Source organism: Chelatococcus sp. HY11 (assembly GCF_018398335.1).
Taxonomy (GTDB): Bacteria; Pseudomonadota; Alphaproteobacteria; order Rhizobiales; family Beijerinckiaceae; genus Chelatococcus.
This window is the reverse complement of sequence record NZ_JAHBRX010000002.1, coordinates 53958-69217: the sequence shown is the minus strand read 5'-3', so window position 1 is coordinate 69217 and position 15260 is coordinate 53958. Positions and strand designations below refer to the sequence as shown.

General features: G+C 62.9%; 15 protein-coding genes. 9 read left to right on the top strand and 6 right to left on the bottom strand.

Going from position 1 to position 15260, the window contains the following annotated elements; genetic code table 11:
* Window positions 1–222 precede the first annotated feature (222 nt).
* Window positions 223–1014 carry an IclR family transcriptional regulator gene (locus KIO74_RS21415; RefSeq protein WP_213336379.1) on the bottom strand — a complete coding sequence of 264 codons (792 nt, stop codon included), beginning with the start codon at window positions 1012–1014 and terminating at the stop codon, window positions 223–225.
* Between the two features lie 118 nt (window positions 1015–1132).
* Here KIO74_RS21415 and prpB point away from each other — a divergent pair, with 118 nt between their 5' ends.
* From prpB to KIO74_RS21370, 9 genes are all read left to right on the top strand, one after another.
* A complete protein-coding gene (gene prpB / locus KIO74_RS21410; protein WP_249731424.1) occupies window positions 1133–2038 on the top strand; it encodes a methylisocitrate lyase in 906 nt (301 codons plus the stop codon).
* Window positions 2039–2104: 66 nt separating this feature from the next.
* On the top strand, window positions 2105–3082 hold the full coding sequence (locus KIO74_RS21405; RefSeq protein WP_213336376.1) for a Bug family tripartite tricarboxylate transporter substrate binding protein: 978 nt from the start codon (window positions 2105–2107) through the stop codon (window positions 3080–3082).
* A 66-nt stretch (window positions 3083–3148) separates the two neighbouring features.
* Window positions 3149–3544: a 5-carboxymethyl-2-hydroxymuconate isomerase gene (locus tag KIO74_RS21400; protein WP_213336373.1), complete on the top strand. Its 396-nt coding sequence runs from the start codon at window positions 3149–3151 to the stop codon at window positions 3542–3544.
* Between the two features lie 41 nt (window positions 3545–3585).
* Entirely contained in the window at window positions 3586–4017 is a 432-nt protein-coding gene (locus KIO74_RS21395; protein WP_213336370.1) for a tripartite tricarboxylate transporter TctB family protein, read from the top strand.
* Between the two features lie 7 nt (window positions 4018–4024).
* A complete protein-coding gene (locus KIO74_RS21390; RefSeq protein WP_213336367.1) occupies window positions 4025–5524 on the top strand; it encodes a tripartite tricarboxylate transporter permease in 1500 nt (499 codons plus the stop codon).
* A gap of 55 nt (window positions 5525–5579) precedes the next feature.
* Window positions 5580–6440 carry a fumarylacetoacetate hydrolase family protein gene (locus tag KIO74_RS21385; RefSeq protein WP_213336364.1) on the top strand — a complete coding sequence of 287 codons (861 nt, stop codon included), beginning with the start codon at window positions 5580–5582 and terminating at the stop codon, window positions 6438–6440.
* Between the two features lie 15 nt (window positions 6441–6455).
* The gene (gene hpaH, locus KIO74_RS21380; RefSeq protein WP_213336362.1) at window positions 6456–7256 is read left to right on the top strand and encodes a 2-oxo-hept-4-ene-1,7-dioate hydratase; all 801 of its coding nucleotides are present in this window, start codon (window positions 6456–6458) and stop codon (window positions 7254–7256) included.
* Between the two features lie 9 nt (window positions 7257–7265).
* Complete coding sequence (locus tag KIO74_RS21375) at window positions 7266–8036, top strand: HpcH/HpaI aldolase family protein (protein ID WP_213336359.1); 771 nt, start codon at window positions 7266–7268, stop codon at window positions 8034–8036.
* A gap of 316 nt (window positions 8037–8352) precedes the next feature.
* On the top strand, window positions 8353–9306 hold the full coding sequence (locus tag KIO74_RS21370; RefSeq protein ID WP_213336356.1) for a LysR family transcriptional regulator: 954 nt from the start codon (window positions 8353–8355) through the stop codon (window positions 9304–9306).
* On the opposite strand, the gene KIO74_RS21365 is transcribed toward KIO74_RS21370, so the two are convergent.
* Genes KIO74_RS21365 through KIO74_RS21345 form a run of 5 tightly spaced genes read right to left on the bottom strand, consistent with a single transcriptional unit; the run spans window position 9293 to window position 15250 of the window.
* Window positions 9293–10513, bottom strand: a complete 1221-nt coding sequence (locus KIO74_RS21365; RefSeq protein ID WP_213336353.1) for an MFS transporter — start codon at window positions 10511–10513, stop codon at window positions 9293–9295. The genes KIO74_RS21370 and KIO74_RS21365 overlap by 14 nt on opposite strands.
* Before the next feature lie 25 nt (window positions 10514–10538).
* Window positions 10539–11465 (bottom strand): polysaccharide deacetylase family protein, encoded by a 927-nt coding sequence (locus tag KIO74_RS21360; protein ID WP_213336350.1) that lies wholly within the window; start codon window positions 11463–11465, stop codon window positions 10539–10541.
* Window positions 11465–12388, bottom strand: a complete 924-nt coding sequence (locus KIO74_RS21355; RefSeq protein ID WP_213336347.1) for a polysaccharide deacetylase family protein — start codon at window positions 12386–12388, stop codon at window positions 11465–11467. The genes KIO74_RS21360 and KIO74_RS21355 overlap by 1 nt, the downstream gene beginning before the upstream one ends.
* Window positions 12389–12429: 41 nt before the next feature.
* Window positions 12430–13542: an ABC transporter ATP-binding protein gene (locus tag KIO74_RS21350; RefSeq protein ID WP_213336344.1), complete on the bottom strand. Its 1113-nt coding sequence runs from the start codon at window positions 13540–13542 to the stop codon at window positions 12430–12432.
* A gap of 10 nt (window positions 13543–13552) precedes the next feature.
* Entirely contained in the window at window positions 13553–15250 is a 1698-nt protein-coding gene (locus tag KIO74_RS21345; RefSeq protein ID WP_213336341.1) for an ABC transporter permease, read from the bottom strand.
* Between the last annotated feature and the right edge of the window lie 10 nt (window positions 15251–15260).

Sequence of the window (15260 nt, the reverse complement as noted above, 5' to 3'; positions counted from 1 at the left end):
ACGTATCAATCAGCCCTAAATTCTCAATTTGCTCATGGATATTCGGGATGGCACGGATCTATCCCATTTCTTCATTTCGCATGATCTGAGAGTGGTAAAATATTTCTGCGATCGTGTGGCTGCCTTACGGAAAGGCCGCGTCGTTGAGCTGGCGCCGGCTGATGAATTATTACGGATTTCCCAGTATCCCTATACGCGACGACTGCATCAGACGGACTTCTTCTAGTCGACGCGATTGATTCCCTCGGGCGCCGACCGCGTTGCAAAAACCAGGCTTTCCTGGAGTTCGTCGCGCATCTTATCCAGATGCCTGATGGCATCCTGCAGATGCGAGCCGTCCATACGCTGGGAAATGGCACTCATGCTGAGTGCGGCAAAAGGCCTGCCGCTTCCGTCGCACAGGGCGGTGGCTACCGTGGTGGCGCCCAGATCGGAGAGGCGCCTGATCGCATGTCCTGAGGCAGCGGTCTCTTCCATCTCCGCCAACAGGATTTCGACCGGGCGCCCGGCCTCGCGATAGGCAGCCTTGTTGCGGACGAGAAGTGTCATGGCCTCGTCCTTCGGCAGGCGGGCAAGCACGGCGAGGCCGCCGGCACCGAGACCGAGCAGCCGGCGCGTACCGACCTCCGTGAGGAGGGTCTTGACCGGAAAGGAGCCTGAAGTCCGGCTGACACACAGCATTTCCGCTCCGGTACGGCGCAGGAAGAACGCCGTATCACCGGTGAGTTCTGCAAGACGCTCAGTCGCGGCCCGCGCGACGGTCTCCAGATCCGGCGGCGGTCCTAGCTGCATGCAGAGCTGCTGCAGGAGCGGCCCCAACACATAACGCCGATCCGATGAGCGCTGATGGGCGAACCCAACATCGACGAGCGCCCGCAACATGCGATGAACTGTCGGCCCGGTTAGTCCTGTCGCTTCTGACAGCTCGGTCATCCCACTCCCAAGACTATTCCGGTTCGCAAGCTCTTTAAGGATAGCTACGGCCCGGTAGATGGATTGAGCCCCCTGCTCCATTCTCCGCTCCACATTATGGAGTTAAAATTAGATTCTTCCATGTCCATTGACATGATTACCCATATTATGGTGATCTCACCCAAGAAAGCAACAGTTAATCCATATTGTGGAGTTTATTATGCTGATGCATACCCCGGTCAATACTTCTGCGGGTGCCCGCTTCCGCCAGGCGCTCGTCGAGGAGCAGCCGCTTCAGATCGTCGGCGCGATCAATGCCTACACCGCTATGATGGCCAAGCGCGTGGGGTACAAGGCAATCTACCTCGCGGGTGCAGGCGTCGCCAACGCCAGCTACGGTCTGCCCGATCTCGGCATTACGACCATCAACGATGTCCTCGCCGATCTGCGTAAGGTGTCGGATGCGAGCGACCTGCCTGTGCTCGTCGATGTCGACACAGGCTTCGGCGGCGCCTACTCGATCGCCCGTCTCGTGCGCGGCCTGATCAAGGATGGTGCGGGTGCGATGCATATGGAAGATCAGGTCGCGCTGAAGCGCTGCGGTCATCGTCCGGGCAAGGCAATCGTCTCCAAGGATGAGATGCTCGACCGCGTCAAGGCCGCCGTCGATGCGCGCTATGATGAGAACTTCGTCATCGTCGCCCGCACCGATGCACTGGCGATCGAAGGGCTCGATGGCGCCATCGAGCGCGCATGCGCCTACATCGAGGCTGGCGCGGACATGATCTTCGCCGAGGCCTTCACGGATCTCGATCAGTACAGGCAACTCGCCAAGGCACTGAACAAGCCCTATTCCGTGCTCGCCAATATCACCGAATTTTCGAAGACGCCCAATTTCACCACCCAGGAATTGCGCGACGCCAGCGTGTCCGCGGCGCTCTACCCGCTGTCGGCAGCGCGGGCGATGAACGCTGCCGCGCTCAACGTCTATGAAACCATCCGTCATGCGGGTACGCAGAAGGGCGTTCTCGATCGGATGCAGACGCGCGAGCAGCTCTACGACTACCTCGATTATCATGCCTACGAGCGCAAGATCGACGAACTCTTCGCAGCCAAGCAAGGCTAACGGCACGAGTCGCCGGCTCCAACGCGGGCCGGCGGAACCGCATAATGAAATTCTAGGGAGGAAGACATGAAGCTATTCGTCAAGGCGGCGCAGTTTGCCGCCCTCGGCATCTCTCTCAGCCTTGGTGCGGTGGGAACGACAAGCGCCGACACCTTCCCGAAGGGGCCCGTGCGTTTCATCGTGCCGTTCAACGCGGGCGGCGGCACCGACGTCGTCGCGCGCGTCGTCGCCGAGGAAATGTCGAAGAACCTCGGCCAGCCGGTCCTCGTCGACAACCGGCCTGGGGCGCAAGGCATCGCCGGCACCAAGATTGGCGCGATGTCGACGCCGGACGGCCAGACTATAACCTTCGTGCTGCAGGCGACACTCGCACTCAATCCGAATCTCTACAAGGCCACGAACTACGATCCCGTGAAGGATTTCGCGCCGATCTCGCAACTGTCGGCGGCGCCCTATCTGATCGTGGTCAATCCCAATCTCGGCGTGAAGGATATCAAGTCGCTGGTCGCCAAGGCGAAGGAAGCTCCCGGCAAGATCAACTACGCCAGCGGCGCGGCCGCCGCCCATCTCGCCTCCCTGCTGTTCCAGAAGACAGTGGGTGCAAAGATGACGCATATTCCCTACTCGGGATCCGGACAGGCCCTGACAGACCTGCTGGCAGGTCGCGTCGGGGTGATGCTATCGAGCCCCGTCTCCGTTCTCTCGCACATCAAGTCGGGCGCCCTCGTGCCACTTGCCGTGACGGGCGCCGAGCGTATCCCTTCCCTGCCCGACGTGCCGACCGTCGCCGAACTCGGTTACCCCGACTTCGATGTCTCCGGCTGGTACGGCGTCGCGGCTCCCGCCGGCACCGATCCGGCGGTGGTCGCCCGGCTGAACGAGGCCGTCGCCAAGGCACTTGCGCAGGATAGCGTACGCGAGAGCCTGATGAAGGCCGGTGTCGAGGCCAAGGGCTCGACACCCCAAGAGTTCAAGGCGCTCATTGACACAGAGATCAAGCGCTGGACCGCGCTGATCAAGGAAGAAGGCATCCCCGCCGAATAAACGCGTGAGGGGTCGCTGGCCACGCCCGCGGCCCCTCTTCCTCAAGTTTCATCAGGAGTTCCCATCGTGCCTCACGCGTGGATCGAAGTTTCGGCCAACATCGCCGATGAGCCGGAAATCCGGCAGCTCAAGGAATTAGTTTACGAAGCAGCGCTGGAAACCGGGATTTTTCCGCTTGGTGGCGTGCGCGTGCGCTTTCAGGTGATCAACGACTATCTCGTCGGGGATCGTCACCCGGACAATGCCTTTGTGCATATCGTTCTGCGGATCGGCGCCGGCCGTGATCTCGACACACGAAAGCGCGCGGCTGATGCCGTGTTCGAGAGGGTCTGCGCTCTGCTGAAGCCTCTGAATGCGCGCGCGCCGCTTGCCGTGGCCTTCGAGGTCCAGGAGATGAGCGAGGAGCTCAACTACAAGTTCAACAATCTGCACGAGCACATCAAGAAGCGGTCGGCGGCCTGAAGCCGTCCTCCAGCCACGCTCGCGGTAAAGGGAGGGTGTCCATGCCGATTACCAAGGACGGCATTGGCGGCGTTTTGTTCATCGCCATTGGTCTGACGGCACTCATGCTGGCGCGTCACTATCCGGCGGGCTCGGCGCTCAGCATGGGGCCGGGCTTCGTGCCGGTCATCGTTTCCTCGCTTCTGCTGGGTTTGGGCGTCCTGCTGTTCTGTCGGGGCATTCTGCACCGGAATGAGGAGCAGGAGCGCGTGACGATCGCATGGCGTCCACTCCTCCTCGTCACGGCGGCCATTGTCGGCTTCGCCCTCCTCATCCAGTTCGGACTTATCGTGGCTGTCACTTATCTCGTGATCGCCGCATGGGTCGCCGACCCGAACAGGTCGATCCGTGCCCTGCCCGCCCTCATCGTGGTCGGGATCGGCATGACCATGCTGATCTTCAAGGTCGGTCTCCAGCTCCCAATCTCTCTGTGAGGCGGTCATGCTCGACGGTCTGATACTCGGCTTCCAAGTCGCCCTGTCGCTGGACAACCTGCTCTACTGCCTCATCGGTGTCACGCTCGGCACCTTCATCGGCATGCTTCCAGGCGTCGGCCCGTTGGTGACGATCGCCATGCTGCTACCGATGACCTATGGGTTGTCGCCGATCGCCTCCATGATCATGCTGGCCGGCATCTACTATGGCGCCTCCTACGGCGGCTCATCCACGGCAATCCTGGTGAATTTGCCGGGCGAATCCTCGTCCGTCGTCACCTGTATCGACGGCTACCAGATGGCGCGCAAAGGCCGCGCGGGCGCGGCACTCGCCATCGCCGCCATCGGCTCCTTCGTCGCCGGCTGCATCGGCACATTCGGCATCGCCCTCTTCGCCCCGATGCTCGGCAGGGCCGCGCTTGCCTTCGGCCCGGCGGAATATGCCTCGCTTATCGTGATGGCCCTGGTGGCGACATCCGTGCTGGTGCAGGGCGCGCTGGTGAAGGGTCTGCTGATGGCCCTGCTCGGTATTCTCATCGGCCTGGTCGGCATGGATGTGAATTCCGGCGCGATGCGATTCACGTTCGGCTTGCCATCCCTAATGGAAGGGATCGACTTCGTCGTCGTGGCAGTCGGCACCTTCGCCTTCGCGGAAATCATCCGGGAACTGCGCCCGACCAAGGACGAGCCTCCCCATCAGGTCGTTGCCGTGGACTCGCTGATGCCGACGGCCGAGGAACTGCGCCAATCCGTGAAGCCAATTCTGCGCGGTACGGGCGTCGGCATGATCTGCGGCGTTCTTCCAGGGATTGGCGCTACCGTCAGCTCCTTCGCCTCCTACATCCTGGAAAAGCGCTGCGCCAAGGATCCGAGCCGCTTTGGCCAAGGCGCCATCGAGGGTGTCGCCGGTCCTGAATCGGCGAATAACGCCGCCTCCCAGACGACCTTCATACCGACGCTGACCCTCGGCGTTCCCGGAAGTGCCACCATGGCGCTGATGCTTGGCGCGCTGATGATCCACGGCATCACGCCCGGCCCCAATATCATCACCGAACGGCCCTCGCTGTTCTGGGGCCTGGTCGCCAGCATGTGGATCGGCAATCTGATGCTGGTGATCCTCAATCTGCCGCTGATCCGGCTCTGGATCGTGCTGCTGAAGGTCCCCTATTCCTGGCTGTTTCCGATGATTCTCATCCTGTCGTGCCTCGGCATCTACACGCTGTCGAACGAACCGATGGATGTGCTGCTCGGCGCCGGCTTTGGAATCTTCGGCTATGTCGTTCTGCAGCTCGGCTTCTCGCTGGCGCCCTTCATCCTCGGTCTCGTACTTGGACCGATGCTGGAAGAAAACCTGCGCCGCGCGCTGCTGATTTCCCACGGTGACCCCCGGATTTTCATCGAGAGCCCAATTAGCGCGGGGTTCCTGCTCGCCTCGGCGGTGATGCTCGCGCTCCTGGTGCTTCCAGCGGTGCGTCGCTCCAAGCCGCATCTTGAGCAGGAAGCCTGAACGGCGCCCCCATGCCCGGCTCCTTCCCTTCCCAGCCTTTCCTAGGACTTTGGATATGAAACTTCTCAGCTTTGCTGTCGGCAGCCACGAAAGCTTCGGCCTGGAACACGAGCGCGGAATCGCAGACCTCGGCGCGCGGACCAGCTTTTCCTCCATGCGCGCGCTCATTGCGGCCCCGGATGGGCTCCAGGCGGCCCGGCGTGTAGCCGCCGAAGCTCCCGCCGATTTCGCGCCAAACGAAATCCGTTATCGGATCCCCGTCCCCGACGCCGACAAGATCATCTGCATCGGCGTGAACTATCCGGACCGCAACGCCGAGTATAAGGACGGATCGGACGCCCCGAAATATCCGAGCATGTTCCTGCGCACCCGCGGATCCTTCACCGGCCATGGTGAGCCCTTGATGTTGCCGCCGGAATCACCGCAGTTCGACTACGAGGGCGAGATCGTTGTCGTCATCGGCAAGGCCGGCCGCCGCATAGCGCGCGAGAACGCGCTCTCGCATATCTTCGGCGTCAGCATCTGCAACGAGGGTAGTGTCCGCGACTGGATGCGCCATGCGAAGTTCAACGTGACCCAGGGTAAGAATTTCGAAAAGTCGGGCAGCATCGGCCCCTGGATCGTCCCCGTTGGCGAGGCCGGTGAGCTCAAGGAATTGCGCGTCTCCTCGTGGGTGAACGACGAGCTTCGTCAGGATGATGTGGCGGGTCGCATGCTCTTCCCGCTCGACTATCTCATCAGCTATATCTCCGCCTTCACTGCACTCCTGCCCGGCGACATCATCGTCACAGGCACGCCGACAGGCTCTGGTGCGCGCTTCGACCCACCTCGTTACCTTGTCGACGGCGATGCCGTTCGGGTGAGCGTCTCGGGAATCGGGACCCTCGAGAACCGGGTGCAGCGTGAGGCCATTTAATCGGAGGTCTTCCCAATGCTGAGCGAGAGCGACATCACCACGGCGGCGGCGGATCTGGTGAACGCCGAGCGAGAGCAGCGCCAGATCGCCCTGCTGAGCTTGCGCCATCCCCATATGGACATGGCCGATGCCTACCGCATTCAGGAAGCCTTCGTCGCCGCCAAGCGCGCGGAGGGGGATCGCCACGTTGGCTGGAAAATCGGCCTCACCTCCCGCGCGATGCAGCAGGCCCTCGCCATCGATACGCCGGATTCAGGCTACCTGCTGGCCAGCATGCGGTTTGACGATGGTGCCACAGTCCCTTCCGGGCGCTTTATTCAGCCGCGCGTGGAGGCCGAGCTCGCCTTCGTGATGAAGCGTGATCCCGGCGTGGGCGCGAGTGTGCATGAGGTTATGGACGCGACCGACTATGTGGTGCCGGTGCTTGAGATCCTCGACACACGCATCGCGCGGCGCGACGCCGCAACCGGCACGCTTCGCAACGTCTGCGACACGATCGCCGACAACGCGGCCAATGCCGGTTTCGTTCTCGGCGGTCGGCCCATGCGCCCGCGGGATCTCGATCTGCGCTGGGCAGGAGCGATCGTCTCGCGAAACGCCGTGGTGGAGGAAACGGGTGTCGGTGCCGGTGTGCTCAATCACCCCGCCAAGGGCATCGCCTGGCTCGCCGACCGGCTGGCCGCCAACGGCCACAGGCTCGAGCCCGGACAGATCGTACTGAGCGGCTCGTTCGTCCGTCCAATCGAGTGTCCGCCCGGCTCGACGATCAATGCCGATTACGGCCCGCTTGGCACCATCGCCTGCCATTTCGCCTGAGAGGTATGAATGCCCGCCCCCGTGAACCCCTTCAAGGCGGCATTGGCCGCGGGACGGCGCCAGACAGGCCTTTGGCTGGCGCTCGGCAATGCGCTGAGCGCCGAACTGGTGGCGCGTGTCGGCTATGACTGGCTGGTTATCGATCTGGAACACGCGCCCAATGATCTGCGTTCGGCGGTCGCGCAAATGCAGGCTATCGCGCCCTACCCAGTCGAGGCGGTTATCCGGCCGCCGATCGGCGAAGCATGGATGCTCAAGCAACTCCTTGACGGCGGTGCGCGAACGTTTCTCATCCCGATGGTGGAAAGCGTGGCACAGGCACGCGATCTGGTGGCAGCGGTGCGCTATCCTCCCCATGGTGTTCGCGGCGTCGGAGCGGCCTTGGCGCGCGCCTCGGGCTTCGGCGATATCGGCGATTACCTCAAAACCGCGAATGGTGAGATCTGCCTGCTGATGCAGATTGAATCCGCGCGCGGTGTAAAAGCCATCGAGGACATCGCGGCGATCGATGGTGTGGACGGGCTCTTCATCGGCCCCGCTGATCTCGCGGCGGATCTCGGCTATCTCGGACAACCAGGACACGAGGCGGTGCGAGAGGCGGTGTGCGACGCGCTACGGCGGATCAAGGCGGCGGGCAAGCCGGCGGGTGTCCTCACCTCCGATCCCGAGTTGCTTCAGCTTTATACCGCAGCAAGAGCGGACTTCGTCGCGATCGGTTCAGACGTCGGCTTCCTGCGTGAGGCGGCCAGCTTGCAGCTGAAAAAATATAATTCAGCATAGGCGGATATATACGTATCTTACCTGGAACACAGGAAAATAAAGAATACAATACTCGAATAAAGCCGGCTATATTAGCTTCCGATCCCATCCAGCTCCTGAGACTTCATTGTCGTGATCGGGCCAGTCCCCTGCGACCTTTTGTGAAGTTTCGGTGAAGCCCCCTCCAGGCAGCGAGGGGCTCACTGGCCATGAACGCGCACCCAGTCTAAATTGCTTTTTGTGTCAGCCGTTCGAATGCGGCGCACGCGCGCTTCCGGGGAAGCGACGCACCAAGGGCGAGGGATGACGGGTTGATGGACATGGGCGGGGTTCCTTGATGAGACTTTCGATCCGTCAGCTCGAAATCCTGCAGATCTTCATCGAGACATGCAGTGCAACGGAGACGGCGCATACGCTTCACATCACCCAATCCGCGGTCAGCCAGTCCTTGAGGGAGATCGAGAATTATTTCTCGATCAAGCTGTTCTACCGCAAGAGCGCGCAGCTCCATCTCACACGAGAGGCGCTGGAACTGATGCCCTATGTGAACGCGGTCATCCGTGATGTGACGCGCCTCGAGCAGCAGGTCGATCTCCTGCGTGGCGCAGATGCCGGGGTCATTTCGGTCGCCGCAATGTCGACCATGACGGCCCGCCTCCTGCCGGAGACCATCGCCCGCTTCAAATCATACCGGCCGCAGGTGCGTTTCCAGCTCGAGCAGCTCCCGAACGGCAGTATCGTCCGCCAGGTGAAGGACGAGATGCTCGACATGGGCGTGACGATCGGACCTGTCGAAGGTCCCGGCGTCGAGGTCGAGCCGGTATGGCGCCTGCCGGTCGTCTGCGCGTCGCCGGCTGGCCATCGCTTCGGCAAGCTGAAGGCGGTGACGCTCAAGGATCTCGAGAGCGAGTCGGTCATCGCGAGCACCGCCGCAACCCAGGCGGGACGCCTGCTGCGTAGCCATTTCGACGCGGAGACCTATCGCCGGATCACCTCGATCGAGACAAACCTCTCCATGGCGACGATGGAACTGGTTCGGCGCGGCGCGGGTGTGGGGCTCATTCACCCCCTCGATTTCATCGATGACGCCGTGGATTCGATCAACCTGACGCCGCTAGATCCGCCGGTCGAGCTGGAGCTTGTCTTCCTGTTCTCAAGCGCGCGGCCGAAGTCGCTGCTTCTCCAGGGCTTTGTCGACGAGGTCCGGGCGACCATCGCCGCCTTCGCCAGCCGCACGGAACAGGCAGGTTTCAGGACAACGCTTCTGCCTGAGGCGGTCAGAGTCGCTTGAGCTTCCGGATTTCCGGAAAGAGCCAGATCCAGGCAAAACCGATGGCCATGGCCCCGACGCCGCCGAGTGCCACGGCGAGAACCGGGCCGACGAGTGCTGCGGTCACGCCCGCCTGGAAAGCGCCGAGATGGTTCGATGTGCCTGTGAACAGCGAGTTCACCGCCGCCACGCGGCCCCGCAATTCGTCGGGCGTCTCCATTTGCACCAGGGACTGGCGAATAACGACGCCAACCACATTGGCTGCGCCCATCAGGAAAAGAATGAGCAACGAGAGGACAAGCGATGTCGAGAAGGCGAAGGCTGCGGTGAAGAGACCGAAGGCGATGGAACTCTTCAGCATGGTCGCCCCGACCCCAGCAAATGTGACCCGCGTAAGCAGGAAGGCGGTGACCAGGGCGCCGGCCGCCGGGGCGCTGCGCAACAGGCCAAGGCCGAAGGCGTCGATGTGAAGCACATCGACAGCAAAAACGGGTAAAAGCGCGACCGCGCTGCCGAAGAGGACCGTGAAAAGGTCAAGCGATATCGCGCCGAGAACGATGCGGCGCGACATGATGAAACTCAGGCCCGACAGGACAAAGTCAAACGACAGCTTCACCCGCGCGTTCGACCGTTCCTGCGGTGGGAGGCTGAGTGCGGCTGCGGCCGCCACCACAAGCAACAGCGCAACGGCGCCATAAGGGATCGCTGGCCCGAAGCCGTAGAAAAGCCCGCCGATCGCCGGGCCAAGAACAACGCAGCCCTGATTGAGGGACGTGGCAAAAGCGACGACGCGGGGGAAATCCTGGCGTGCCACGAGATTGGGCAGAAGCGCCTGTTCGGTCGGCTGCTCGCAGGCCCGCGCCGACGCGGCGATCGCGACGAGGGCGAAGATCGCGGGCACGCTGAGCCAGCCCATCAGCGAGCCGAGCGCCAGCAAGCCCGCGACAACGCACTGAACGATCTGACAGCATGCCACCAGAAGGCGGCGATCGAGACGGTCGGCGAGATAGCCGGCGAGAAAAGTGACGATCAGCATGGCGCCGAATTGCGTGAGGCCAATGAGGCCCAGCGCGAGCGGGCTGCTGGTCAGCATGTAGACCTGGAAGCCGACCACAACCCCCTGCATCTGGAACGCGATGGTGGAGGCCGAGCGCGCGAAGACGAAGAGCAGCACGCTCGACGAACGCCATGGCGCGCGGGTGGAGAGAACGCTGTCCGCGGGGGTCATGACAGCCCCCGGCTTCGCCCGCGCGTCATGCCGGTGTCGGCTCGCGCGTCCGCTCCGCCGGATAGGCCGTGACCGCCGCGTAATGGGCCGCGACCTCGCCGGCCGTGGCGAACCATAGGCCGGGAATGGCCGCGAGCTCCGCCAGCGCCATCTCCAGATACTTGATGCGGTGCGAGGCGCCCATGACCCATGGGCGCAAGCCGATCGACATGAAACGGCCCGTCGTCACGCCGTCCTCGGCCAGCTGGCGCGCGCCGGATGCGATGATGTCAGGATAATGCACCATCGGCACATGCCGGTCCCAGATCGTAAAGACGTCATCGAAGAGCACGTGGTTCGGCACCGACACCAGCCGGTCATAGGTCATCCAGTAAGGCTGCTCGTCGTTGGCCCAGTCAGCGCAGTAGTCGAAGCCGGCCTCCGCGATCAGACGCGGCGTGCGGATGGAATTGCCGAAATCCTGGCTCATCCACCCCCGCGGCCGCTGGCCTGTGGCAGCCTCCAGGCGGCTCGCGGACGTGGCGATCAAACGTGCCTCCTCCGCTTCGGACATGTGGCTGTGCTGCATTTCCGTCGCCGTCAGGCCATGGGCGACAAATTCAGCGCCGAGGTCCGCGAGATCCCTGACCAGGCGCGGATTGCGTTCAGCGGCGACGGCGTTGGTCGGCACCGTGATGCGCATGCCGTGCGCCGTGAGCGCATCGAGAATGCGGAAGATACCGATCCGGTTGCCGTATTCGAACCACGAGTGGTGCAACACATCGGGAGCGCTGCGCGAATTGTAGCGGCTGTCGCGAATGGTCGTCGGGCCCTGTTCCATCTCGTAGTATTCGAGATGCAGGTAGACGCTCACGGCGAGCCTGGCGCCGTTCGGCCAGAGGAGGCGCGGGCGGTCCGGTAGTGCGGAATAGAGGTAGTGGCCATGGTCCATACCTGGAGCGGGCACAGTCATCAGGCGGCTCCCCTGCGATCGGCCACCTCGGCGAGATGGGCATTCAGCTTGTCGAGATGGGTGTCCACGAACCAGCGGGTGATTTCGACACCTGTCGCCTGCCACACCCCCTCGTGCGAGAATATGTAGTCGAACAGTTTCTTCAGATAGCCGATGCGATGCGGCTGGCCCATGACATAGGGATGCAGCGCCAGCGTCATGACGAGGCCCGTTTCCTCACTCTCCCGGTAAAGGCGATCGAACTGATCCTTGATCGAGGCGATGAAATCGGCCGCCTCGATGAACGGCTCGCGGAAGTTGCGGCCATCGTTCGGGTCCATCGAATAAGGCATGGAAATCAGCTGTCGCGACTTGACGTTCATCGGGAACGGCTGGTCGTCGTACATCCAGTCGACGAAGTACTCGATACCGGCTTCCGCCAGGATGTCCGGGGTCCTCAAGCTCGGCGCCCCGGCGGCGGAGTACCAGCCCGTCAGCTTGCGGCCACCGCTATGGGTCTCGAACAGCTCCTGGGTGCGGCGAATGTCCGCGCGCTCCTCGGCCGGGGACAGCTCCGAGATATATTCGGTATTGTAGATGCCGTGCGACATCGCATCATAGCCGCGCGCCTCGCAGGCATCGCGCAACGCGGGGAAATGGGCGTAGGAAGCGACGTTCAGCGACATGGTCGCCCGGATATTGTATTCGTCGAACGCCTCGATCATCCGCCAGAACCCGACGCGCGGACCGTAATCCCGCAGGCTGTAGCCGCGGATGTCGGGATGCGGCATGCGAGGCCACGGGTCCCGGGTATGCGGCCGTCCAGGCAGATATTCGAAGAACTCGATGTTGGGCACGATCCACAGGGCGAGCCTTGCATTGTTCGGCCAGACAAGCCGTGGCCGGTCTCGCAAGGCCGAATAGACGACGCGCTCAGGTCCCATGAGTGTCTCCGGGATGGGTCATTGGTGGTGGCGGGAACCCGTCATTCCCCTGCGATCTGCAGCGACGGCGCCGGGGGCTCGCCACCGAGCGCCTGTCCGTCGGCGCCGAAATAGGTGAGTTTGGCGGGGGGAAGGTGGATGCGCAGCGTGTTGCCGGCCACGGTTTCGGGCAAGGAGAGTGTGACGGGTGTACCAAGCAGCTCGGCCACGACCTCGACCGAACTTCCAAAATAGGTCTGCTTGAGCACGGATAACTCGAAGACATTGGCGCGCCCGGCCGGATTGGGACACAGCACGGCATCCTCCGGCTTGAAGCCCACCGTGCCCGCCGCCTGCGAGCGGGCGGGCATCAAGGCCATGCGCTGACCCTTGACCTCGACGGTATGCAGGGCGTCCGTGCCGGCGAGCGGCGAGGCCGGCAGGAAGTTGAAGCGACCTATGAAGTCGGCGATGAAGGCGGTCGCGGGCGTGTCGTAGATCTCGCGGCCAGTGCCCACCTGATCGATGACACCGCCGCGCATGACGATGATGCGGTCCGAGAGCGCCATGGCCTCGGCCTTGTCGTGGGTGACATAGAGCGTGGTGATGCCGAGTTTACGAAGCAGGTCATGCAGCTCGCTGCGAACCCGCTCGCGGATACGCGCATCGAGATTTGAGAGCGGTTCGTCGAAAAGCAGGATTTCCGGCTCCATGACGATCGCCCGCGCGACCGCGACACGCTGCTGCTGGCCACCGGAGAGCTGCGACGGCAGGCGGTCGGCAAGGCCGGCGAGTTCGAGCGTCTCAAGCACAGCCGCAACACGGGTCGCCACTTCCTTCGCCGGGCGTCGGCGCACTTTCAGGCCCATCGCGACATTGGCGAAGACGGTGAGATGCGGCCACAAGGCATAGGACTGGAAGACCATGCCGATGTTGCGGCGTTCAGGCGGCAGGAACAGGGCCTTCGACGAGACGACGCGGTTGTTGATCGCGATCTCGCCATCGTCGATGGCCTCGAGACCGGCCACACAGCGCAGGAGCGTGGTCTTGCCACAGCCCGACGGCCCGAGGATGGAGACGATCTCACCCTGCTCGATGGTGCATGCGAGATGGTTCACCGCGCAATGTGACCCATGGAACTTGACGATTTGGGAGAGGGAGAGGGCCGGAGCCACTGGTGTCCTCCTATGACGCCATTGTCGGCAGGGAACCGACCAATCGCCGCACGACAATGAGCCCGGCAGAGATCAGCACAAGCTGCACCACCGCGAGGGTGAAGCCGAGCACCGTGCCGGTGGATTGCATCGCGTTGAAAATGGCGACCGCCATAGTCGCCGTCTTCGGCGTGTAAAGCAGGATCGCCGTGGAAACCTCGACCACGATGAAGGCGAAGACCAGCGTCCACGCCGAGATCATGCTCGGGCTGACGATGCCGAACGCGACGCGGCGGATGACGCCGAGCCGGGTCATGCCGACCATGCGACCCGCCTCCTCCAGGCTTGGGTCGATCTGCTGGAAGCTGGTCGACGCGAGCCGCGCCGCATAGCCGATGAAGCGGGCCACGAAGGCGATCACCAGGATGATGGCGGTGCCATAGACCGGCAGCGGCAAGACGGCGTAGGTCCAGAGCAGGCCGACCGCCATCGCGATACCGGGAAGCGCGATCGGCAACGAACTGACATAGTCGGCGCCGGCGACCGCCACGCCTTTCAGCCGCGTGGCGAGATACCCGATGAGAAAGCCGAGCGCGACCGTAATCAATGCGCCGATGGCCGCGAGGCTGATGGTGTTCCAGATGATACGCAGGTAGTTCGGCTCGAACACGGTCACGTAGTTGGCCAATGTCCAGTTCGACAGGCTGAAGCGGGACGTGAGAAATTTCTGGAACGAACCGATCACCAGCGCCAGGCATGGGAGCACCACAGCGAGCGCGAAATAACTGCCGATGGCGATCAGTGCCGCCCATTGCCAGCGGCCGAGCTGCACGAGCTTGGAGGCGCTGCCCTTACCGGTGACCACGACATACTTCCGCGCGACACGGACCATTCGCCGGTAGAGGAAGACGCCCAACATGGTGACCGCGACGAGTTGCGTCGCTAGCGCCGCCACCTCGCCGGGCGGAATCATGCCGCTCTCGAAGCCTTGATAGAGAATGACGGGGATCGTGATGAAGCGCCCCTGCACGCCGAGCATCGCGGGGACGGCGAACTGCTCGGCCGCCAGGATGAAGATCATGAGGAAGGCTGACACGATGGTCGGCCAGAGCAGGGGAAGGGTCACGCGGAACCAGACCCCGACCGGCGTCATGCCGACCGTCCGGCCGGCCTCCTCCAATGTACCATCGAGCCGCATGAGATTGCCAACCGTCAGGAGGTAGGAGAGCGGCACGTAGAACAGGCTCATCACGAAGACGATAGAGGGAAAGGAATAGATATTCAGGAGATTGCTGGTGAGGCCGAGCAGTCCGCGTCCGATCCATGCATTGATCAGTCCGGAATCCGGCGCGGCGAGCGCGATCCAGGCCAACGCCCCGAGCAGTGGCGAGATGAAGATCGGCACCGTGATGAGGAAGCCGATGGTCTCCTTGCCCCTGAGATCCGTACGCGCCACCAGCCACGCGAGGAGGACGCCGCAGGGCGTAACCACGATCGCGGTCAGGAAGGCGAGGTAGAGCGTGTTGAACAGTGGCTGCAGATAGCTGGTCGAGGCATAGACCTTGGCGACATGCGTCAAGGTGAAGGCATTAGTCGGATCGCCGGGATACCCGCCGCTGAGGGCCGCGTAGACGAGGAAGCCGACCGGCACAGCGACGATCCAGGTCGTCAGCAGGAAGGTCGACCAGGAGATCGCGCGGTCGAATCCCGATGTGAGCTGGCTGGACATCTCCTGATCC

Bases quoted from the DNA above. Each gene is read 5' to 3' on its own strand.
- KIO74_RS21415 (WP_213336379.1), bottom strand. From the start codon at position 1,014: ATGGAGCAGGGGGCTCAATCCATCTACCGGGCCGTAGCTATCCTTAAA.
- prpB (WP_249731424.1), top strand. From the start codon at position 1,133: ATGCTGATGCATACCCCGGTCAATACTTCTGCGGGTGCCCGCTTCCGC.
- KIO74_RS21405 (WP_213336376.1), top strand. From the start codon at position 2,105: ATGAAGCTATTCGTCAAGGCGGCGCAGTTTGCCGCCCTCGGCATCTCT.
- KIO74_RS21395 (WP_213336370.1), top strand. From the start codon at position 3,586: ATGCCGATTACCAAGGACGGCATTGGCGGCGTTTTGTTCATCGCCATT.
- KIO74_RS21390 (WP_213336367.1), top strand. From the start codon at position 4,025: ATGCTCGACGGTCTGATACTCGGCTTCCAAGTCGCCCTGTCGCTGGAC.
- KIO74_RS21385 (WP_213336364.1), top strand. From the start codon at position 5,580: ATGAAACTTCTCAGCTTTGCTGTCGGCAGCCACGAAAGCTTCGGCCTG.
- hpaH (WP_213336362.1), top strand. From the start codon at position 6,456: ATGCTGAGCGAGAGCGACATCACCACGGCGGCGGCGGATCTGGTGAAC.
- KIO74_RS21375 (WP_213336359.1), top strand. From the start codon at position 7,266: ATGCCCGCCCCCGTGAACCCCTTCAAGGCGGCATTGGCCGCGGGACGG.
- KIO74_RS21370 (WP_213336356.1), top strand. From the start codon at position 8,353: ATGAGACTTTCGATCCGTCAGCTCGAAATCCTGCAGATCTTCATCGAG.
- KIO74_RS21365 (WP_213336353.1), bottom strand. From the start codon at position 10,513: ATGACCCCCGCGGACAGCGTTCTCTCCACCCGCGCGCCATGGCGTTCG.
- KIO74_RS21360 (WP_213336350.1), bottom strand. From the start codon at position 11,465: ATGACTGTGCCCGCTCCAGGTATGGACCATGGCCACTACCTCTATTCC.
- KIO74_RS21355 (WP_213336347.1), bottom strand. From the start codon at position 12,388: ATGGGACCTGAGCGCGTCGTCTATTCGGCCTTGCGAGACCGGCCACGG.
- KIO74_RS21345 (WP_213336341.1), bottom strand. From the start codon at position 15,250: ATGTCCAGCCAGCTCACATCGGGATTCGACCGCGCGATCTCCTGGTCG.